The sequence below is a fragment of the Shewanella mesophila genome (genome assembly GCF_019457515.1).
Classification (GTDB): domain Bacteria; phylum Pseudomonadota; class Gammaproteobacteria; order Enterobacterales; family Shewanellaceae; genus Shewanella; species Shewanella mesophila.
Genome location: NZ_CP080421.1, coordinates 4,271,865 through 4,293,813, shown reverse-complemented (window position 1 = coordinate 4,293,813; position 21,949 = coordinate 4,271,865). Strand labels below are relative to the sequence as shown.

Genomic DNA, 21,949 nt, shown 5'->3' with positions numbered 1-21,949 from the left:
TATGTGCGGAATTGTTGGCGCAGTAGCGCAAAGGGATGTTGCGGAAATTTTGGTTGAAGGCTTACGTCGCCTTGAGTACCGCGGTTACGACTCGGCGGGCGTTGCCGTTATCTATAATGGTGAGCTTAGCAGTACTCGTCGGGTGGGTAAGGTGCAAGAGCTATCGAGTGCGCTAGAACTAACACCACTGGTTGGCGGCACAGGTATTGCCCATACGCGTTGGGCTACTCACGGTGAGCCAAGTGAGCGCAATGCCCATCCTCATCAGTCATCTGGTGATATTGCCGTGGTACATAACGGTATTATCGAAAATCACAATAAGCTACGTGAAATGCTTAAAGGCTTAGGCTATGTGTTTGCCTCTGATACCGACACCGAAGTGATTTGCCACTTAGTGCATCATGAGCTTAAGTCACATGACACCTTACTTGCCGCAGTCCAAGCTACGGTAAAGCAGCTCGACGGTGCCTACGGTACTGTTGTGATTGACCGTCGCGATAGCGAGCGGATGATAGTCGCGCGCTCAGGTAGCCCACTGGTTATTGGTTTCGGCTTAGGTGAGAACTTTGTTGCTTCTGATCAGTTAGCACTGCTACCAGTCACGCGCTCTTTTGCTTTCTTAGAAGAGGGTGATGTTGCAGAAGTGACTCGTCGCACCGTGAGTATTTTTGATGTCGATGGCAATGCCGTTGAGCGTGAAATCAAAGAGTCTGAAGTGACACATGATGCGGGTGATAAAGGTGAATATCGCCATTACATGCTCAAAGAAATTTATGAGCAGCCACGCGCGATTGCTCATACCTTAGAGGGGCGTATTGCGAGTGGCCATGTTTTAGATTCTGCATTTGGCGAAAATGCCGCTGAGTTTTTAAAAGATATTAAACACGTACAGATCATCGCCTGTGGTACCAGTTACCATGCGGGTATGGCAGCACGTTACTGGCTTGAAGATTGGGCGGGTGTGTCATGTAACGTTGAAATTGCCTCCGAGTTCCGTTACCGCAAATCACACCTGTTCCCTAACAGCTTGCTAGTGACTATCTCACAGTCGGGTGAAACAGCCGATACATTAGCGGCGCTGCGTCTTGCTAAAGATATGGGTTACAAAGCCACTATGACTATCTGTAATGCACCGGGTTCTTCTTTGGTGCGCGAGTCAGATATGGCTTACATGATGAAAGCGGGCGCCGAAATTGGTGTTGCATCAACTAAAGCCTTTACGGTGCAACTCGCTGGGCTTCTCATGCTAACCGCAGTAGTAGGGCGCCATAACGGCATGTCAGACGAAATGCAGGCTAAGATCACTCAAAGCCTACAATCTATGCCTGCTAAAGTTGAGCAGGCACTCGGCTTAGATGATGCAATTGCTGAACTGGCAGAAGATTTTGCTGACAAGCATCACGCACTCTTTTTAGGTCGTGGCGATCAGTACCCTATTGCGATGGAAGGTGCGCTTAAGCTTAAAGAGATCTCTTATATTCATGCCGAAGCTTATGCATCGGGCGAATTAAAGCATGGTCCATTAGCTCTTATCGATGCTGACATGCCTGTGATCGTTGTGGCGCCAAACAATGAGTTATTGGAAAAACTTAAATCAAACGTTGAAGAAGTGCGTGCTCGCGGCGGTCTAATGTATGTGTTTGCCGACAAAGATGCCGAGTTTGAGTCAGATGAAACTATGAAGGTGATCCCGGTTCCTCATTGCGATGACTTTATGGCGCCACTTATCTACACTATTCCTTTGCAGCTGCTGTCATATCATGTGGCATTAATTAAAGGCACCGATGTGGATCAGCCGCGTAACCTAGCCAAATCGGTGACTGTTGAGTAAAAAGATATCTCTGTAAATAGCCAATGTAAGGCTGTTATATATTGCGTCTTGAAATAATTTGACGGTTTTGATTAGACCAGTAGCAATAGCTACTGGTCTTTTTTATATACTTGACTTGAGTGGGGATCCCCTGGCTCTAGTGTGGCTTCACTTATTACAGAGTTCATTATTGTGATTGTACATAGATACCATTCACTAATACCTCATCTGGGTGAAGCTGCGAGTTTATTCGGATGTTTTTCATCCTGTGCTTACTGTGTGTATGTTTTCTTTTAACATCTATTCACGACGTTAGAAACGGTAGCCGAGGGCAAACGTTAGCGTATGGGTATCGAGCAGGTCCATCGCCTGATAGTGATAGGTGAGGCCGAGATCCATGCCGGACGCAAACTCCATCCGCCAGCCTAGTCCTGCCAGCAGGCCAGTACCATCATCTGTGTATTTACGGTCGTTGTCATCGGTATCGGTAAACTCTAGTCGATATTGGTTTGCGCCGAATTTAAATACCAAGCGATTTCTCTGAGATAGGGGGAGTGTATACAGGGCCGCCGCTCGGAAGCTGCCGACATCATCAAGTTGATTGCCAAAAAAGCTAAAGAGGTTACTGATAAATACATCCTGTCGCATGTAACCCACTTCTACCCCCCATTCTGGGCTGAATTGGTAACGGTAGGCGAGATCATAATGGGACTGAAAGTCATCACCATCGATGGCTTTGGTTGATGAGACTCTTGTTTCACCAATGCCAGCCCCTAGTGACAGGGCGTGATGGTAATCCGACGCGAAAGAAAGAGGTGTAACGAGCAGGCAAGCTGCAGCAATAATAGCTTTCATAACAATCCTTTGAAATGTGATAACAAAATATCTAAATTTTTTATATCAGATATTTTATCTACTTGAAATGTAATATGGCAAAATTTATCAAAGTATTTGTCGATAAATAAGTAGATTAGGGCTTGTTAATTGCGCCCAAATAGACTTCCCTGCAGTCAAATAAGGTTGAGTTCAGGTTAATTAATAAGCGTAGTTTTAAGTTGCTCAGTTAATTCAGCGATACAACTACCGCAGCCCGTTCCAGCCTGTGTTAGGGCTGTTAAGCTAGCAATATCTTTCGCTCCCTGCTCGCGAATAGCGCAATTGAGTTGGTTTTCGCCAACCTGTTTGCAGGCGCAGATGATTCTACCTTTAGATAAATCTCCTTGAGGACTTGCTGACATTAGGCTAACCCAAAGTGCCGCTTGGTCAGTGTCTGCATTCAATAGCCCTGTAAACCAAGAGTATTGCTTGAAATTTAAATTAACACTAATCGTATAAGCAAAATCTATTCGGTTGGCATTACTTGCCGCAAAGCGATAGCTGCACTGATCACTTTGCTCAGTGCTGACACGCACGGTTTTCTGCGTTGGGGCGAGATTTTGCAGCAGGCGGTTGAGGTCTGCTGCTGAGTCATCGCTGGCGATAAAGTAGCAAAATCCATCTTGGACCGTCTGTTTTACCCAATAGCTAAACCCTTGCATAGGCTGCTCCTGTCGACTGACGACCAATGCTTGGCTATTGGCTTGATAGCGTTTTAAATTTACTGGAGTACTCTTCATCTCTGGCTGACCTGAAATTGGGTCGGTGATCCCTTGGCCTAGAGTGCTGATCTTGCCGCCGTATGAATTGCTGTCACTCCAATGGATTGGGGCAAACAGATCACCTGGTTTAACGCTATTGCTGACGAGCACGCGCATTATGGCGCTTCCCGCAAGGCTGCTAATTTGGGCAATATCGTTATCCACCAGCTGATGGTGTGCGGCATCGACTGGACTTATCTGTAAAACCGGCTCGGCTTGGTGGCTGCTTAAACGTGGTGATAACCCGGTGCGAGTCATCGTATGCCATTGATCGCGGTTGCGACCATTATTGAGGCGCAGCGGGTATTGGGACGTTAAAGTTTGTGGTGATGGCAGATAGGTTACCGGGATCAGTTGGGCTCGCTGGTTCGGTGTATCAAACTTACCGTCGCCAAATAGGTGCTGGTGGGTTGGCGTGGTTTGTTTAGCGGTAACAGGCCATTGCTGAGGTGCCATATCGTGATACTCAGTATCCGATAGCTCGGCTAAACCGCTTAGGTTGAGCGAGTGTTTAGTCTGCTCATGGGCTTTACGGGTTAACTGGGCATACTCTCGAAATATCTGTGCTTCATGACGGTAGTTAAAGCTATGAATAAATCCCATTCGTTTGGCCACTTCGCTGATGATCCACCAGTCGGCGCGGGCCTCTCCTGGAGATACTGTTATCCTACGCTGACGAGAGATCCGTCGCTCTGAATTGGTCACAGTACCTGATTTTTCTGACCAGCCTTGGGCGGGAAGTTGCACATGAGCAAAGGCTTGTGTATCTGTTTCGCTGACACAATCGGATACCACTACAAAAGGACATTGGTTAAGAGCCGCTTTTATCTTGTTACTATCGGGTAAACTGACCGCTGGGTTGGTTGCCATGATCCAAATAGCTTTAATTTTGCCGCTGGCAATGGCATCAAACATATCTACCGCTTTTAGTCCGGGTTTGCTGGCTAAATTATTGGTTTGCCAATACTCAGCAACAAGTTGGCGGGAAGATTCGTTAAACCCTAAATGGGATACTAAGGTATGGGCCAGCCCACCGACTTCGCGTCCACCCATTGCATTCGGTTGACCCGTAATTGAGAAGGGATTGCTACCGGGTTTGCCTATTTTTCCGGTGGCAAGATGACAATTGATGATGCTGTTGACTTTATCTGTGCCTTGGGAAGATTGATTGATGCCTTGGGAGTAGAGGGTTAATACTTTTTCAGTTTGGCTAAATAAGCGATAAAACTGTTCAAGTTTAGCTGTGGTGATGCCAAGTCGCTCCGCGCACTCTTGTATGCCTTTACTCTCTGAGTCTGCACTTTGTAATGCAGCGTCAAAGCCATCGGTGTGAGTATCAATATAATCCTTGTCTACCAAATTGTTATTAGCAAGGTACTTAAGTAGGCAGTTAAACAGCAATACATCTTTGCCTGGATCTAAATCGAGATGCAGGTCCGCCTCACCGCAGGAGGTTGTTACTCTTGGATCAATCACAACTAGTTTACATTGTGGGTTTTGTGCCCTTGCTGCTTTGATGCGCTGGAACAAGATTGGGTGACACCAGGCTAAGTTTGAGCCGACCAACACAATTAATTGTGCTGCTTCGATATCTTGGTAGCAAGCAGGAACACTATCACTGCCAAATGCGCGTTGCTGGCCTGCGACACTGGATGACATGCAGAGTCTAGAATTTGTATCGACATTACTACTACCAATAAACCCCTTCATCAGCTTGTTGGCCACATAATAGTCTTCTGTTAATAGCTGGCCAGATAGATAGAAAGCGACGGAATCAGAGCCATGTTTTTCAATGGTTTCATTAAAGCGTTGCGCCACCGTCGTTAAGGCGCTATTCCAACTGACTCGCTGCTTATTCACCAGCGGATAGCTTAAGCGTCCAGCCTCTACTAAGGTTTCGCCTAATGCTAATCCTTTAGAACAAAGTTTCCCTAAATTGGCAGGATGGCTGTCATCACCGCGCACCAAAACCGAACCATTTCGTTGTGGTTTGGCTTCTATTCCACATCCCACACCACAATATGCACAGGTTGTTTTAATCCAAGGAGTTACGGGATTCTGGCTCATGGTGGTTCTCTCTATTTTATGGGTTTGTGCGTTTAAGTAGCAAATGTTGAGCCATGGGTTGTATTGTCGGTTTGTTGTTTCTTTTATTTAAATAAAAACAAAAGTTTGTGTTTTGGTTAAAATAAATCTACCCATTTAGAGGTATATCTTTGTTGTTATATTTTTCAGTTGGTTATGGTTTTTGCTCTTAAATGATCTTTGTTTGCACTAACTGGGTGCGATTTGAAAGCGATTGTAGTTGCTAAAAGTATGGCTTTTATAAATGTGGCGCTGTTGGTTTTTTATTTATGTAATTGAAAATATTGGTTTTGTGGTTTTCATTTTAGTTGTTTCTAACTTGTTGGCACTTTGTTTGCTCAATGTTTCATCAACGCAGGGGATAAGCAAAGAGGCTCATACCATGAACAACAAACATCCATATACAGATCAAGGTGTTATCAATATCGGTTTTAAAGAGCCTAAAGCAGTTGGGCGTGTCAGCTTGGTGGGGGCTGGACCTGGTGATGCTGAATTACTAACGGTGAAAGCGCTGCGAATTATTCAAAATGCCGATCTCATCATCTATGACAGATTAGTCAGTGAGGAGATCTGTGCCCTGTTTCCCTCTGCCACACCCGCCCTATATGTAGGTAAAGCCAAAAATAAGCATAGCGTCGAGCAATCTAAGATAAATGAACTCCTAATCGAGCAGGCGTTGCTTGGTAAAAATATCTGCCGTTTGAAAGGTGGGGATGCGTTTATCTTTGGCCGTGGTGGAGAGGAGGTGCTTTCGCTCAAGCCCTTGGGTATTGAAGTTGAAATCGTTCCAGGTATCACTGCCGCATCTGGATGTTCGACTTATGCAGGCATTCCACTTACCCATCGCGGCGTATCACAAGGTTGTACGTTTGTAACCGCCCATGCCGAGAGTGATTTACGCATTAATTGGCAGGGGCTAGCCATGATAGATCACACCTTAGTGTTTTACATGGGGCTCAGTAAGGCTGGATTGATATCCAGTGAGCTTATTGGCTCAGGCCTTGAGGCTAACACTCCGGTTGCGCTGATCGAACGTGGTTGTTCCCAGCTGCAGCGCGTCATTCGTGGCGTCCTCACCGATTTACCCAATTTAGTCGCCGCGCATCAACTTCAATCGCCCACCTTAATTGTGGTTGGTAAGGTTGTAGATCTTGCTGAGCAATTGAGTTGGTTTGAGCAACAGCAGGTAGCGCCCGCTGCCAAATTTACCGTGGCCCGTTTAAGTGCCTAGCCTTTTATCTAAGGAGAGCAAGATGGATAGAGTATCTGTATTAGTCGTGGGCAACGGAATGGTTGGTCACAAGTTTATCGACAACATATTGGCGAGTGAGCAAGCGGAGCATTTTCAATTAACCACATTCTCCGAAGAGCCAAGGTTGGCCTACGATCGTGTACAGCTGAGTAGCTACTTCAGCGGTAAAACGGAGCAGGATTTAGCATTAACCGATGAAAGTTACTACCAACAACATAAGGTCAACTATCTGCTAGATACTAAGGTTATCGGTATTAATTCAACAGACCATACTGTGACCTTGGCCAATGGAGAGCTTTGCCATTATGATAAATTGGTATTGGCAACAGGTTCTTATCCGTTCGTTCCTCCAATACCCGGACACGAGCAGGAACACTGTTTAGTGTATCGCACCATCGCCGATCTTGAGGCTATCACCGAATCGAGTTGTCATAGCGAGAAGGCCGTGGTAATTGGCGGCGGTTTGTTGGGCTTAGAAGCCGCTAATGCCCTAAAGCACTTAGGGTTAGAAACCCATGTCGTTGAGTTTGCACCGCGATTGATGGCGGTGCAGCTGGATGATGGTGGTGCGAGCTTGCTAAGACATCAGATTGAAGATTTGGGTGTCTATGTTCACACCGAAAAGGCGACAACTGAGATTGTCGCGGGTGAGCAGAGCCGTTATCGACTCAATTTTGCCGATGGATCATTCCTTGAAACCGACATGATCGTGTTTTCTGCGGGCATTCGTCCTCAGGATGAACTTGCGCGTTTAGCTAATCTTGAGGTGGGTGAACGCGGCGGCATAGTGATTAACGATCATTGCCAGACCAGCGATGCCGATATTTATGCGGTGGGCGAATGTGCGCTGTGGCAAGGTCGCATATTCGGTTTAGTCGCGCCGGGTTATGCCATGGCATCGGTTGCCGCTTCTCATCTATGCGGCTCGGAGCAGCGCTTTATGGGTGCAGATATGAGCACTAAGTTAAAGCTCTTAGGTCTGGATGTCGCCAGTATTGGCGATGCGCATGCTCAGTCAGAAGGGGCGCAGTCTTATACCTTTCACGACGAAGTGGCGCAGGTCTATAAACGTCTTGTGGTCAATGCTGCTGGAGACCGAGTGCTGGGGGCGGTTTTGGTTGGCGATGTGAGTGCCTATGGCCAGCTGTTACAGATGATGCTTAATGATATGCCGCTACCCGATCATCCTTCTACCCTCATTTTACCTCATGTCGAAGGTGCCGAAGCCAATGCTATTGGTGTCGAGGCCTTGCCTGCCACGGCCAAGTTATGTTCTTGTTTTGATGTGACAAAGGGTGACATCGTAGCGGCGGTTGCCAGTGGTGCCAAAGATATGGGGGCGATAAAATCCTGCACAAAGGCGTCGACAGGCTGTGGTGGTTGCAGTGCCTTGGTTAAGCAAGTGATGGACTGTGAATTGGCTGCGTTAGGCCATGAGGTTGATAATAGCCTCTGCGAGCATTTTGCTTATACCCGTCCAGAGTTGGTCGATATCGTTCGTATTAAAAAAATCAGGAGTTTCGATGAGTTGCTTGCCAGCCATGGTCACGGACTCGGCTGTGATATCTGTAAGCCAACGATAGGATCTATTCTCGCGTCCTTTTGGAATGATTATGTTCTGGAGGACCAACATATCGGCCTACAAGACACCAACGATATCTACTTAGGTAATATGCAAAAAGATGGTACCTACTCTGTAGTGCCGCGTATTGCGGGCGGTGAAGTTACCCCTGATAAGCTAATTGTACTCGGTGAAGTCGCTAAAGAGTTTGACCTCTATACCAAGATAACTGGTGGTCAGCGTATCGATCTCTTCGGCGCTCAACTGCATGAGCTGCCGCTAATTTGGCGCAAGCTGGTGGATGCCGGGTTTGAAACGGGCCATGCCTATGGCAAGTCGGTACGCACGGTAAAATCTTGTGTGGGTGATAGCTGGTGTCGTTATGGTGTCAATGACAGCTTGGGCTTCGCCATCGATATCGAAAACCGTTACAAGGGCTTACGTTCACCACATAAGTTGAAGTTTGCCGTATCTGGCTGCACCCGCGAGTGCGCCGAGGCGCAATCGAAAGATGTGGGGATCATTGCCACCGAAAATGGCTGGAACCTTTATGTAGGTGGTAATGGCGGCATGCGACCAAGACATGCCGAGTTGTTCGCATCCGGCCTCGATGACCAAACACTGATCCGCTATATCGACAGATTCCTGATGTTCTATATCCGCAGTGCCGAGCGCTTGCAACGCACCTCGGTATGGATAGAAAACCTCGAGGGCGGCATCGAGTATCTCAAGTCTGTGGTGATTGATGATAAGTTGGGGTTGGCGAAAGAGTTAGAATCTGAAATGGCTCATAGCATTGCCCAATACCAATGTGAGTGGAAAACCACTATAGAAAACCCTGAAAAGCTCAAACGTTTCCAGCATTTCATTAATAGTCAGGTGGGTGATAGCAACTTGGCCTATGAGGTGAAGCGTGAACAGCGTATGCCAATAAGACCGAGCGACAAAATAGATATTTTAGCGATCTGTGAATAGGGAGTGCGAGTGATGGGAATAGACATTGGCAAGATGAGAGACATCTGGATATCGGTTTGCTTACAGGACGATATTGTTCCAGGTACGGGGGTGTGCGCCTTAGTCGAAGGACGACAGGTTGCGCTGTTTCGATGTCGCCAAACTAATCAATTCTACGGTATCGATAATTACGATCCTGTTGGGGGCGCAAATGTCTTGTCGCGGGGGATCATTGGTTCAATTGAAGGGGCGCCCGTTGTGGCCTCTCCACTGTATAAGCATCAGTTCGATCTCAATACTGGTAGCTGTTTACAAGCGCCAGAGTACCAGCTAACCACCTATTTAGTGCGGACGCAGGGGGCAGAGGTTCAGCTCTGTATGAATACGCTAGGGTAATAGATTAACCCTCTACATTTTAATAAGTTTTATTAACTTTAAAAATGCTACGCCTCAGTAGCAGGGAGTCTTGCGGCCTTAAAAAGCTTAGACCACCCAAAAGGAGAGTGAACATGAGTACAGATAATCGCTTTAATCTATTTTGCTTCAGCGGAAAGATGAAGATTTTACATCTGAGTTGGATGGCCTTTTTTATTACCTTTGTGGTGTGGTTTAACTTTGCGCCATTACTGCAATCGGTGAAAGCATCACTGGGGCTGACGACCGCAGAGATAAAGACTCTACTGATCCTCAATGTGGCTTTTACTATTCCGGCGCGGGTGGTGATAGGTATGTTAACTGACAGATTCGGCCCTCGCATCGTCTACTCCGCCTTATTGGCTATCTGCGCGCTGCCTTGTTTTGCCTTTGCTGTTGCCGACAGTTTCATTCAAGCGGCCATTGCCCGCTTTATGTTGGGTTTCATCGGCGCAGGATTTGTGGTGGGTATTCGTTTAGTGTCTGAATGGTTTCCCCATAATGAACTGGGAACCGCCGAAGGGATCTATGGTGGTTGGGGTAACTTTGGTTCCGCCGCTGCGGCGTTTACCTTACCGACGATTGCACTCATGTTTGGTGGTGAAGATGGCTGGCGCTATGCCATGGGAATAACGGGTTTAATGAGCCTACTGTTTTCGGTAGTGTTTTACCTAAATGTCGAAGATACGCCTAAGGGCGCGACTTATTTTAAGCCTAAGAACATGACCGCAATGGAAGTGACATCCAAAGGCGATTTATTCTTGCTGCTACTGATGAAGCTACCTATGTATGGGGCGTTAGCGTTATTAGCATGGAAACTATCGCCATCGGGTGTGGGCATGTTGAGTGCTAACAGTGTGTTGGGGATCTATGCCGGCTTAGTATTGCTCTATCTTTATGAGCTATCACAGGTGTGGAAGGTGAATAAACAGGTCTTTGATGGGCCAGTGCCTGCGATTCACCAATATAAGTTTAAGCAAGTGGCGGTACTGAACATCCTTTATTTTGCGACGTTTGGTTCTGAGTTAGCTGTGGTCTCTATGTTGCCGCTGTTTTTTGCGGAAACCTTTGAGTTGACGCCTGTGATGGCGGGAATGGTGGCATCGGCTTACGCCTTTATGAACTTAATGTCGCGCCCTGGTGGAGGGTGGATCTCGGACAAATTTGGTCGTAAGCCAACTTTGTTGATATTGACTGCGGGCTTAGCAGCGGGCTATTTCCTTATGGGTCAGGTAAATAGTGAATGGCCGGTGTGGATAGCGGTTGCCGCGGCAATGGCATGTTCCTTCTTTGTGCAATCGGGTGAGGGGGCTGTGTTCGCCACGGTACCGTTAATCAAGCGCCGCATGACAGGTCAAATCGCAGGTATGACTGGGGCTTACGGTAATGTTGGGGCGGTGTGTTACTTAACCGTACTATCGTTTGTCGATTACAGCACTTTCTTTTATGTGATTGCTGCGACTGCCGTAGTGGGCTTTGCTGCCTTGATGTTGATGGAAGAGCCTAAGGGACAGATGGCTGAAGTGAATCAGGATGGCAGCGTGACATTGATTGATGTCTCGAGCCGATAATCTAGAGGTGATTATGATGACCGCTAACCCATTAGATACAACATTGCTCGATGCGATGAAGCATGGTGACGATGATAATAGCCTGAAGTTGAGTTTCTACGGCGTATCGTCGGCAGGTATTCGTGAACAAAATCAAGATGCCTTTGCGGTGCATCATAGCGAGTCATCAATGGAGTTGACTCATAAAGGGGTTGTTGCCTGCGTGGCAGATGGGGTAAGTTGCAGCCAAAATGGTCAGCAGGCCAGCCAGCTGTGTGTGACCCAGTTTATTGAAGATTACCTGAGTACGCCCGACAGCTGGGGGGTTAAGTCGTCGGCGACTCGGGTATTGAGTTCGCTCAATCAATGGCTATATCACCACAGCCAGCACTCTGATCTGCGCCATAATGGCTATATTTCCACATTTAGCGGGGTCATATTTAAATCTAATCGTCTGCATCTGTTTCATGTTGGTGACAGCCGTGTTTATCGTTATCGGGCTGGTGAGTTGACGCAGCTGACGCGAGATCATTGTCATCAACGTAGCGGTGACAAGGGCTTTTTGACTCGCGCACTGGGGATGGATGAACATCTAGAGGTGGATTATCAATGTCATGAGGTGAAGAAGGGCGATAGTTATCTGTTAACCACAGATGGCGTACACGACTCTTTGTCGATGAGTGAGTTGTTTGAAGCGCTAGTTGCAAATGTCAGCTTGCCTGATTGTGGTGACGCCTTGCTTGGTCAGGCGCAATTAAAGGGAAGCGATGATAACCTGACCTGTTTATTGCTGCGGGTGGATGGGTTGCCCTTTGCCGATACTGACGAGTTGGCGGCTCTATTTGCCGATAAAGTGATCCCGCCAGTGATGCAGGTGGGACACTGCATCGATCAATTTGAGGTCGAGAGCGTGTTATATAGTGGCACTCGTAGTCACCTCTATTTGGTCAAACAGCGGGAGGATGGTGAACGCTACGTGTTGAAAGTGCCGTCGTTAAACTATCGAGATGACGCCAACTTTTTACAGAGTTTTATTCGTGAACAGTGGGTTGGGCAACGAACTCGGCATGGTGCCTTGATGCGTATTTACCCCAATAACTCCGATTTTCTCTATCACCTATGCCAATACATTCCAGGGCAAACATTACGCCAATGGATGTATGACACCCCTAATCCAGACTTGACCCAAATGAGAATGATGGTGGATGGCATGGTTATCGCGGTCAGGGCTCTGCAACGTTTAGGGGTCACTCATAGAGATCTAAAACCAGAAAATTTTATGTTGATGCCCGATAATCGTTTAGTGCTCATTGATTATGGTGCCGCTCAAGCCGAAGGCTTAGAGGAGTTATCATCATACCGTGACGTTGTGCCTCTGGGCGCTGCGGGATATATTGCACCTGAATACCTCATGAGTGGTGAGGCAACACATCTATCGGATATTTTCTCTATTGGGGTGATTATTTATGAGATATTGACGACTAAGCTTCCCTATAAACAAGCTGTGTCGTTGCATTTGAGGGGGAGTGGGGGGCGTTGGGATTACCAGCCATCACTACGCCATCGTCAAGATATTCCCTTGTGGCTCGATCATGTATTGAGAAAGGCGTGTCATCCGGATGAAAAGCAGCGTTATCAGTCTATGTCTGAACTGGTGCTCGATCTAAAAACACCCAATAAGACGGTGATAGAGAGAAGTCATTATGTCCCCTTACTAGAGCGAAATCCGCTTGGTTTCTGGCAATTACTCTGTGGCCTGCAATCTGTAGTGATCATACTGCTATTATTGTTAGGGTAATCACTAGTTAATTTTCGAGTGTTAAGCGATTAGCTGTGCTTGACGGCTCTCTATCTGTTTCCATACTTTGTCATGAAAGTAGAACACAACCGTATTTACTGCGGGTTCAATTAAGGCTATTGCACCACCAATAACGACACTGCCAGTTAGTAGGTAAGTAATAGTGAAGGCAACGCTGAAATGCAGTATTGCAAAAGTGAATGTTTTAGCCATGATGAAACTCCTCTTTAGTGTTTTTAAATGATAACTATTATCATTTGCAATTTAAAGAGGTAAATGCCGATAGGCTTAAAAGAGTTTCTAGATTGACCGCTGACGTGTGTAATTATTCAATTTAATACCAATCAATAGGAATGGCCTCACAAGGGAACAACCATTCCATCATCCATTCACCTTGAATTAGTTTGCAAAAAATACGCTGAGTAGATCACTTTCTTATACTGATTGGTATAACAAAGCCGATGTGATGCGGCTTTGTTATAGGTGAGCTTATTGAGGCAACATATTTGTGGTTAATAATGCCAAGGGAACTTGGAAAAGTCCTGGTCGCGTTTTTCTAGGAAGGCATCGCGGCCTTCAACGGCTTCATCGGTACCGTAGGCCAGACGAGTGGCTTCGCCAGCAAAGAGTTGCTGACCGACTAATCCATCATCCGGCAGGTTAAAGCCGTATTTCAACATGCGCATAGCCGTTGGCGATTTAGCGTTGATCTCTTTGGCCCAACTCAATGCTTCGGTTTCAAGTTCAGCGTGAGGAATTGAGCGATTAACCATGCCCATATCAAACGCTTCATCGGCGCTGTAGTTAAAACCTAAAAAGAATATTTCGCGGGCGCGCTTCTGACCGACCATCTTGGCGAGATAAGCGCTACCGTAACCAGAATCGAAACTACCCACATCGGGATCAGTTTGTTTAAATATGGCATGCTCTTTCGATGCAAGAGTGAGATCGCATACGACGTGCAGGCTATGACCTCCACCGACAGCCCAGCCAGGGACAACGGCAATCACGACTTTTGGCATAAAACGGATAAGACGTTGCACTTCTAATATGTGTAAGCGTCCCATACGGGCGACGTCTGGTTTGCCTTGCTCGTCCCCCTCATATTTATAGCCATCCTTACCGCGAATACGTTGATCACCGCCAGCACAAAATGAGTATTGCCCTTTAGCCGACGGTCCATTTCCGGTTATTAATACACAACCGACATCTGACCATTGGCGCGCATGATCGAGTGCGGTATAGAGTTCATCGACGGTTTTTGGCCTAAATGAATTAAGACAATCAGGCCTATTGATAGCGATACGGACAGTTCCCTGATCTTTGGCTCTATGATAGGTGATATCTTCAAATTCAAATCCACTGACTCGATCCCAAAGGTTAGGATCAAAAATATCAGAAACTTTATCTGTCATGGTTATTACTCTGTGTCTGCATTTTCAATTAAGACGAATGTGCAAAGGCTAGGCTCATTAGCTATATAGGTCAATCATCGATATGAAAACTGCATTAAGAGCGAAGTTTTCATATTTCAAGTGATGGGATTATCTTAATCTATCGCAGATGAATATTTGATTATCCTTACTCAATGCCGTAAAGCGACTGGGATTATCACCGCAATATTCATCCTTAAACTCTAGTACTGTGTGTTCTGACTCTAAAATCCCATCTAAAGCCGCAAGCTCTACTTTAGTCATTCGGTTGGCTATCTCTGTCTTTAATTGAGAGATATGGTTATCGGCTTTGATGAGCTTAGTCCCTGTCATCGAGTCGAGTTTGCGCTCAATCTTTGTTATTAGCGCGTCGGTTTGAGCCATTGGCTCATCGAGCTTATCTGTTTCGGTCGCGAGGTAATAGAGTAACCCTATACCCGCTCCTAAAATAATCCAGCGTTTCATTATTTATCCAACCATGGTGAACAATTTGTAATATAAAATGTATAATAAGCCAGTTTTTATGGAATATTAAAGCTGTAAGGCTGTTAAATATGAACGCAAAATCAAATAAAAAGGATTATTCGAAGGCTGAGCGGATTAAAATTCACCAGCCAGACGTAAATAAATCCGATCGCTTCAATCCCCGCAATCGTATTTATGTCAGAGCAATAGAAGGATTTTGGACTCAGCTGCGTCGCCGTTTGGGTTGGGTAGCTATGTTATTCTTCCTCATACTGCCTTGGATACCTTGGGGGAATAGACAAGCTGTATGGTTTAACCTAGGTGAACAGAAGTTTCACATATTTGGTTTAACTATCTGGCCTCAAGATCTTACCTTGCTTGCAGCACTATTAATGATAGCTGCTTTCGGTCTATTTTTCGTTACTACCTATCTTGGTCGTGTCTGGTGTGGCTATACCTGCCCTCAAACCGTATGGACTTTTATCTTTATCTGGTTTGAGGAAAAGTTCGAAGGTGCTCGCAACAAGCGAATAAAACTCGATCAGATGCCATGGAGTTTTAATAAACTATGGCGCAAAACATCAAAACATCTCTGTTGGTTATTAGTATCTCTATTAACTGCTATGACATTTGTCTCCTATTTTGTACCGACTAGTGAGGTATATATTGATGTATTTAGCGGTAATGCCTCTGGTGGCATCTATTTTTGGGTCGCTCTATTTACCATAGCCACATATGGCAATGCTGGCTGGATGCGTGAAATCATGTGCATTCACATGTGTCCTTATGCACGTTTCCAAGCGGCGATGTTCGACAAGAATACCTATATAGTCGGTTACGACAGCAAACGGGGTGAAAAACGTGGCCCGAGAACCCGTAAACAAGATCCAAAAGAGTTAGGCCTCGGTGATTGTATTGATTGTGATCTGTGTGTTCAGGTATGCCCAACGGGAATTGATATTCGTAACGGCTTGCAATATGAGTGTATCAACTGCGGTGCTTGTATTGATGCCTGTGATAACACTATGGAACGTATGGGATATCAAAAAGGGCTTATTGCCTATACCACAGAGAACAAGCTCGAAGGTATAAAGGAAACGGTCCTTAGACCTAAACTTGTGGGTTATGGTGCCGTATTAGCGGTGATGATAATCATCTTTGTGTACGCCAGTGCCACCATCGCACCAGTGCGGGTTGATATCATACGAGATCGAAATCAACTCTTTAGAGAAAACGATCAGGGCTTGATTGAGAATACCTTTACCCTAAAGATCCTCAATAAGACAGAAGCCCTGCATGAATACCAGCTCAGTGTTGAAGGATTACCTAATTACAAATGGTATGGATTAGAAACTGTCACAATTGAAGGTGGTGAGGTGCTAACTCTGCCAATTAGTGTCGCGGTAGATCCTGTCGAGTTGTCGCGTCCAATGACTAAAGTCGATTTTAAAGTGAAAACAATAGTCGATGGTTCTGAGTTAGAGGCAACGCAAGAGTCGCGTTTCTTCAGCAGATAACTATAGAGGTTGGTGTATATAGGGATTAAAGGGGCTAATTAGCCCCTTTTTTATACGTATCGTTTGATAACTGTGCGTTCAAACGTAAAAGTGTCATATTCTTCCAAAAAGCCCTTGCGCCCATCCGAGAACTCCCTATAATGCGCATCCACTGACACGGCACAGCAGGCCAACGAGTTAGCGACAAGCTAGATTGTATGGGACTTGCAGCGGTGTTAGGGATTCAAAATCGCAAGCGATTTGAATGTGGTGGTAAGCGCTTCGGTAGGCTTCCAGTGTTGATTGATTATCACATCAGTGGTTAACAAATCATCGCTTGGGAAACTTCTTAAAATAAGCACTTGACGCCGACAGCGGGAAGTGTAGAATACGCATCCCTAAGCCAACGACCTAGCGTCAGCGGCGGCTAAATGAGCGAGTCAATCGTCATGTTAGCAACGCTCTTTAACAAGATGAAACAAGAAATCTGTGTGGACACTCACAGGTGTTGAGTTATTCGAAATTGCTTTTCTGTCTTCGGATGTAAAGCAATCAAAAATTTTACTCAATGTAAGATGAGTGTTCATAGCAATATGTACAACATGTTAGAGATTCTTCCGAGTCTTTAATGTGGAATCAGAATTCATTGAGCCGAAGCTTTAAGCTTCAACAAAACTTTAATTGAAGAGTTTGATCATGGCTCAGATTGAACGCTGGCGGCAGGCCTAACACATGCAAGTCGAGCGGTAACAGGAATTAGCTTGCTAATTTGCTGACGAGCGGCGGACGGGTGAGTAATGCCTAGGGAACTGCCCAGTCGAGGGGGATAACAGTTGGAAACGACTGCTAATACCGCATACGCCCTACGGGGGAAAAGAGGGGACCTTCGGGCCTTCTGCGATTGGATGTACCTAGGTGGGATTAGCTAGTTGGTGAGGTAATGGCTCACCAAGGCGACGATCCCTAGCTGTTCTGAGAGGATGATCAGCCACACTGGGACTGAGACACGGCCCAGACTCCTACGGGAGGCAGCAGTGGGGAATATTGCACAATGGGCGCAAGCCTGATGCAGCCATGCCGCGTGTGTGAAGAAGGCCTTCGGGTTGTAAAGCACTTTCAGCGAGGAGGAAAGCTTAAGCGTTAATAGCGTTTAGGTGTGACGTTACTCGCAGAAGAAGGACCGGCTAACTTCGTGCCAGCAGCCGCGGTAATACGAGGGGTCCAAGCGTTAATCGGAATTACTGGGCGTAAAGCGTACGCAGGCGGTTTGTTAAGCGAGATGTGAAAGCCCCGGGCTCAACCTGGGAACTGCATTTCGAACTGGCAGACTAGAGTCTTGTAGAGGGGGGTAGAATTTCAGGTGTAGCGGTGAAATGCGTAGAGATCTGAAGGAATACCGGTGGCGAAGGCGGCCCCCTGGACAAAGACTGACGCTCATGTACGAAAGCGTGGGGAGCAAACAGGATTAGATACCCTGGTAGTCCACGCCGTAAACGATGTCTACTCGGAATTTGGTGTCTTGAACACTGGGTTCTCAAGCTAACGCATTAAGTAGACCGCCTGGGGAGTACGGCCGCAAGGTTAAAACTCAAATGAATTGACGGGGGCCCGCACAAGCGGTGGAGCATGTGGTTTAATTCGATGCAACGCGAAGAACCTTACCTACTCTTGACATCCAGAGAACTTTCCAGAGATGGATTGGTGCCTTCGGGAGCTCTGAGACAGGTGCTGCATGGCTGTCGTCAGCTCGTGTTGTGAAATGTTGGGTTAAGTCCCGCAACGAGCGCAACCCTTATCCTTATTTGCCAGCACGTAATGGTGGGAACTTTAGGGAGACTGCCGGTGATAAACCGGAGGAAGGTGGGGACGACGTCAAGTCATCATGGCCCTTACGAGTAGGGCTACACACGTGCTACAATGGCAAGTACAGAGGGTTGCAAAGCCGCGAGGTGGAGCTAATCTCACAAAGCTTGTCGTAGTCCGGATTGGAGTCTGCAACTCGACTCCATGAAGTCGGAATCGCTAGTAATCGTGGATCAGAATGCCACGGTGAATACGTTCCCGGGCCTTGTACACACCGCCCGTCACACCATGGGAGTGGGCTGCACCAGAAGTAGATAGCTTAACCTTCGGGAGGGCGTTTACCACGGTGTGGTTCATGACTGGGGTGAAGTCGTAACAAGGTAGCCCTAGGGGAACCTGGGGCTGGATCACCTCCTTACCTATACGACTAACTTAATGTTTGTTGAGTGTTCACACAGATAACTTGTTCTTGTTAGAGCAGGTGGCACGTCTTAACGGCGATGCTTGTTCTTTAAAAATTTGGAAAGCTGATAGTGTTAATGTGAAAGGGATAATGACGTACTTGTACGTAATTATTTGTAGCATTGACGCGAAAATTAAAATTGAGTTCTCAAACACTTAAATCAAGTGCCGAATCATTCCCTTTAATTAGGATGATGATTCATGAGTATTCTTTTGGCGAAAGTAAACACCATTAGTTGCGATACAACATCAAGCTTACCCGCTTGATAAAGTTTGTTTCCTTGTGAAACTCATTTGGGTTGTATGGTTAAGTGACTAAGCGTATACGGTGGATGCCTTGGCAGTCAGAGGCGATGAAGGACGTAGTAACTTGCGAAAAGCGTTGGCGAGCTAGTAACAAGCATTTGAGCTAACGATGTCCGAATGGGGAAACCCACTAGCATAAGCTAGTATCACAACATGAATACATAGTGTTGTGAGGCGAACGAGGGGAACTGAAACATCTAAGTACCCTCAGGAAAAGAAATCAACCGAGATTCCCCTAGTAGCGGCGAGCGAACGGGGATTAGCCCTTAAGCGTAGAGGGTGTTAGTGGAATGTGTTGGAAAGCACAGCGGCACAGGGTGATAGCCCCGTACATGAAAACTAACTTTACGTGAAAACGAGTAGGACGGGACACGTGACATCTTGTCTGAACATGGGGGGACCATCCTCCAAGGCTAAATACTCCTGACTGACCGATAGTGAACCAGTACCGTGAGGGAAAGGCGAAAAGAACCCCTGTGAGGGGAGTGAAATAGAACCTGAAACCGTATACGTACAAGCAGTGGGAGCGGTTCTTGAGACCGTGACTGCGTACCTTTTGTATAATGGGTCAGCGACTTACATTTTGTAGCGAGGTTAAGCGAATAGCGGAGCCGTAGGGAAACCGAGTGTTAACTGCGCGTTTAGTTGCAAGGTGTAGACCCGAAACCCGGTGATCTAGCCATGGGCAGGTTGAAGGTTGAGTAACATCAACTGGAGGACCGAACACACGTATGTTGAAAAATGCGGTGATGACTTGTGGCTGGGGGTGAAAGGCCAATCAAACCGGGAGATATCTGGTTCTCCTCGAAAGCTATTTAGGTAGCGCCTCGAGCGAATACCATTGGGGGTAGAGCACTGTTAAGGCTAGGGGGTCATCCCGACTTACCAACCCTTTGCAAACTCCGAATACCAATGAGTACTACTCGGGAGACACACGGCGGGTGCTAACGTCCGTCGTGAAAAGGGAAACAACCCAGACCATCAGCTAAGGTCCCAAAGTTATTGCTAAGTGGGAAACGATGTGGGAAGGCTTAGACAGCTAGGATGTTGGCTTAGAAGCAGCCATCATTTAAAGAAAGCGTAATAGCTCACTAGTCGAGTCGGCCTGCGCGGAAGATTTAACGGGGCTAAGCAATACACCGAAGCTATGGGTACTAGCGCTTGCGCTAGTGCGGTAGAGGAGCGTTCTGTAAGCCGTTGAAGGTGAAGGGGTAACCCACGCTGGAGGTATCAGAAGTGCGAATGCTGACATGAGTAACGATAAAGGGGGTGAAAAACCCCCTCGCCGAAAGACCAAGGGTTCCTGTCCAATGTTAATCAGGGCAGGGTGAGTCGACCCCTAAGGCGAGGCCGAAAGGCGTAGTCGATGGGAAACAGGTTAATATTCCTGTACTTTTGCTAACTGCGATGGAGAGACGGAGAAGGCTAGGCTAGCGCGGCGTTGGTTGTCCGCGTTTAAGGCAGTAGGTGGTGCACTTAGGCAAATCCGGGTGCACATACACTGAGAGTTGACGACGAGGTTCTACGGAACTGAAGTAGTTGATGCCATGCTTCCAGGAAAATCTTCTAAGCTTCAGGTTAGCAGGAATCGTACCCCAAACCGACACAGGTGGTTGGGTAGAGAATACCAAGGCGCTTGAGAGAACTCGGCTGAAGGAACTAGGCAAAATGGTACCGTAACTTCGGGAGAAGGTACGCTCCTGTTGGTGATGAGACTTGCTCTTTAAGCTGACGGGAGTCGCAGATACCAGGTGGCTGCAACTGTTTATCAAAAACACAGCACTGTGCAAACTCGCAAGAGGAAGTATACGGTGTGACGCCTGCCCGGTGCCGGAAGGTTAATTGATTGGGTTATCTTCGGAGAAGCTCATGATCGAAGCCCCGGTAAACGGCGGCCGTAACTATAACGGTCCTAAGGTAGCGAAATTCCTTGTCGGGTAAGTTCCGACCTGCACGAATGGCGTAATGATGGCCACGCTGTCTCCAGCCGAGACTCAGTGAAGTTGAAATTGCGGTGAAGATGCCGTATACCCGCGGCTAGACGGAAAGACCCCGTGAACCTTTACTATAGCTTGGCACTGAACATTGACCCTACATGTGTAGGATAGGTGGGAGACTTTGAAGATGAGACGCCAGTCTTGTTGGAGTCAACCTTGAAATACCACCCTTGTAGTGTTGATGTTCTAACTCTGGCCCCTGAATCGGGGTTGAGGACAGTGCCTGGTGGGTAGTTTGACTGGGGCGGTCTCCTCCCAAAGAGTAACGGAGGAGCACGAAGGTTGGCTAAGTACGGTCGGACATCGTACGGTTAGTGCAATGGCATAAGCCAGCTTAACTGCGAGACATACACGTCGAGCAGGTACGAAAGTAGGTCATAGTGATCCGGTGGTTCTGAATGGAAGGGCCATCGCTCAACGGATAAAAGGTACTCCGGGGATAACAGGCTGATACCGCCCAAGAGTTCATATCGACGGCGGTGTTTGGCACCTCGATGTCGGCTCATCACATCCTGGGGCTGAAGTCGGTCCCAAGGGTATGGCTGTTCGCCATTTAAAGTGGTACGCGAGCTGGGTTCAGAACGTCGTGAGACAGTTCGGTCCCTATCTGCCGTGGGCGTTGGATGATTGAAGGGAGCTGCTCCTAGTACGAGAGGACCGGAGTGGACGAACCGCTGGTGTTCGGGTTGTCATGCCAATGGCATTGCCCGGTAGCTACGTTCGGAATCGATAACCGCTGAAAGCATCTAAGCGGGAAGCGAGCCCTAAGATGAGTCATCCCTAGAGCTTTAAGCTCTCTAAAGGGCCGTAGGAGACTACTACGTTGATAGGCAAGGTGTGTAAGCGTTGTGAGGCGTTGAGCTAACTTGTACTAATGACCCGTGAGGCTTAACCATACAACCCAAAAGGGTTTCTAACTAAGTGAA

The 21,949-nt window shown here is 47.1% G+C and carries 12 protein-coding genes, 2 rRNA genes and 1 pseudogene; 10 read left to right on the top strand and 5 right to left on the bottom strand.

The window, feature by feature from the left end; genetic code table 11:
• Position 1: 1 nt before the first annotated feature.
• A complete protein-coding gene (gene glmS, locus K0I73_RS18905) occupies positions 2-1,831 on the top strand; it encodes a glutamine--fructose-6-phosphate transaminase (isomerizing) (RefSeq protein ID WP_220062543.1) in 1,830 nt (609 codons plus the stop codon).
• 291 nt (positions 1,832-2,122) lie between these two features.
• On the opposite strand, the gene K0I73_RS18900 is transcribed toward glmS, so the two are convergent.
• Together K0I73_RS18900 and K0I73_RS18895 are read right to left on the bottom strand one after the other, a co-directional pair.
• Positions 2,123-2,665 (bottom strand): porin family protein, encoded by a 543-nt coding sequence (locus tag K0I73_RS18900; RefSeq protein ID WP_220062542.1) that lies wholly within the window; start codon positions 2,663-2,665, stop codon positions 2,123-2,125.
• Positions 2,666-2,841: 176 nt separating this feature from the next.
• Complete coding sequence (locus K0I73_RS18895) at positions 2,842-5,514, bottom strand: nitrate reductase (RefSeq protein ID WP_220062541.1); 2,673 nt, start codon at positions 5,512-5,514, stop codon at positions 2,842-2,844.
• Between the two features lie 45 nt (positions 5,515-5,559).
• On the opposite strand from K0I73_RS18895, the pseudogene K0I73_RS19270 reads away from it, so the two are divergent.
• The 6 genes and pseudogenes from K0I73_RS19270 to K0I73_RS18870 form a co-directional block, all read left to right on the top strand.
• Positions 5,560-5,634: pseudogene (locus K0I73_RS19270) on the top strand (hypothetical protein); the annotation flags it as partial.
• Between the two features lie 280 nt (positions 5,635-5,914).
• Entirely contained in the window at positions 5,915-6,763 is an 849-nt protein-coding gene (cobA, locus tag K0I73_RS18890; protein ID WP_220062540.1) for a uroporphyrinogen-III C-methyltransferase, read from the top strand.
• Between the two features lie 22 nt (positions 6,764-6,785).
• Positions 6,786-9,320 (top strand): nitrite reductase large subunit NirB, encoded by a 2,535-nt coding sequence (gene nirB, locus K0I73_RS18885; protein ID WP_220062539.1) that lies wholly within the window; start codon positions 6,786-6,788, stop codon positions 9,318-9,320.
• Positions 9,321-9,332: 12 nt separating this feature from the next.
• Positions 9,333-9,695, top strand: a complete 363-nt coding sequence (gene nirD / locus K0I73_RS18880) for a nitrite reductase small subunit NirD (RefSeq protein ID WP_258405242.1) — start codon at positions 9,333-9,335, stop codon at positions 9,693-9,695.
• A gap of 113 nt (positions 9,696-9,808) precedes the next feature.
• On the top strand, positions 9,809-11,284 hold the full coding sequence (locus K0I73_RS18875) for a NarK family nitrate/nitrite MFS transporter (protein WP_220062538.1): 1,476 nt from the start codon (positions 9,809-9,811) through the stop codon (positions 11,282-11,284).
• On the top strand, positions 11,268-13,061 hold the full coding sequence (locus tag K0I73_RS18870) for a bifunctional protein-serine/threonine kinase/phosphatase (RefSeq protein WP_258405241.1): 1,794 nt from the start codon (positions 11,268-11,270) through the stop codon (positions 13,059-13,061). Before K0I73_RS18875 ends, K0I73_RS18870 begins: the two co-directional genes overlap by 17 nt.
• Before the next feature lie 21 nt (positions 13,062-13,082).
• Here the strand turns inward: K0I73_RS18870 and K0I73_RS18865 are convergent, their stop codons facing one another.
• From K0I73_RS18865 to K0I73_RS18855, 3 genes are all read right to left on the bottom strand, one after another.
• A complete protein-coding gene (locus K0I73_RS18865) occupies positions 13,083-13,274 on the bottom strand; it encodes a DUF2061 domain-containing protein (protein WP_220062537.1) in 192 nt (63 codons plus the stop codon).
• Between the two features lie 299 nt (positions 13,275-13,573).
• Complete coding sequence (locus K0I73_RS18860) at positions 13,574-14,476, bottom strand: 1,4-dihydroxy-2-naphthoyl-CoA synthase (protein WP_220062536.1); 903 nt, start codon at positions 14,474-14,476, stop codon at positions 13,574-13,576.
• Positions 14,477-14,605: 129 nt separating this feature from the next.
• Entirely contained in the window at positions 14,606-14,959 is a 354-nt protein-coding gene (locus tag K0I73_RS18855) for a hypothetical protein (protein ID WP_220062535.1), read from the bottom strand.
• A gap of 89 nt (positions 14,960-15,048) precedes the next feature.
• Here K0I73_RS18855 and ccoG point away from each other — a divergent pair, with 89 nt between their 5' ends.
• The 3 genes from ccoG to K0I73_RS18840 all read left to right on the top strand — a co-directional run bounded on the left by ccoG (position 15,049) and on the right by K0I73_RS18840 (position 21,919).
• On the top strand, positions 15,049-16,476 hold the full coding sequence (ccoG, locus tag K0I73_RS18850; RefSeq protein WP_220062534.1) for a cytochrome c oxidase accessory protein CcoG: 1,428 nt from the start codon (positions 15,049-15,051) through the stop codon (positions 16,474-16,476).
• A 657-nt stretch (positions 16,477-17,133) separates the two neighbouring features.
• Positions 17,134-18,676, top strand: a 16S ribosomal RNA gene (locus tag K0I73_RS18845).
• Positions 18,677-19,025: 349 nt separating this feature from the next.
• A 23S ribosomal RNA gene (locus tag K0I73_RS18840) occupies positions 19,026-21,919 on the top strand.
• The 16S and 23S rRNA genes sit together here, the layout of an rRNA operon.
• Positions 21,920-21,949: the final 30 nt, after the last annotated feature.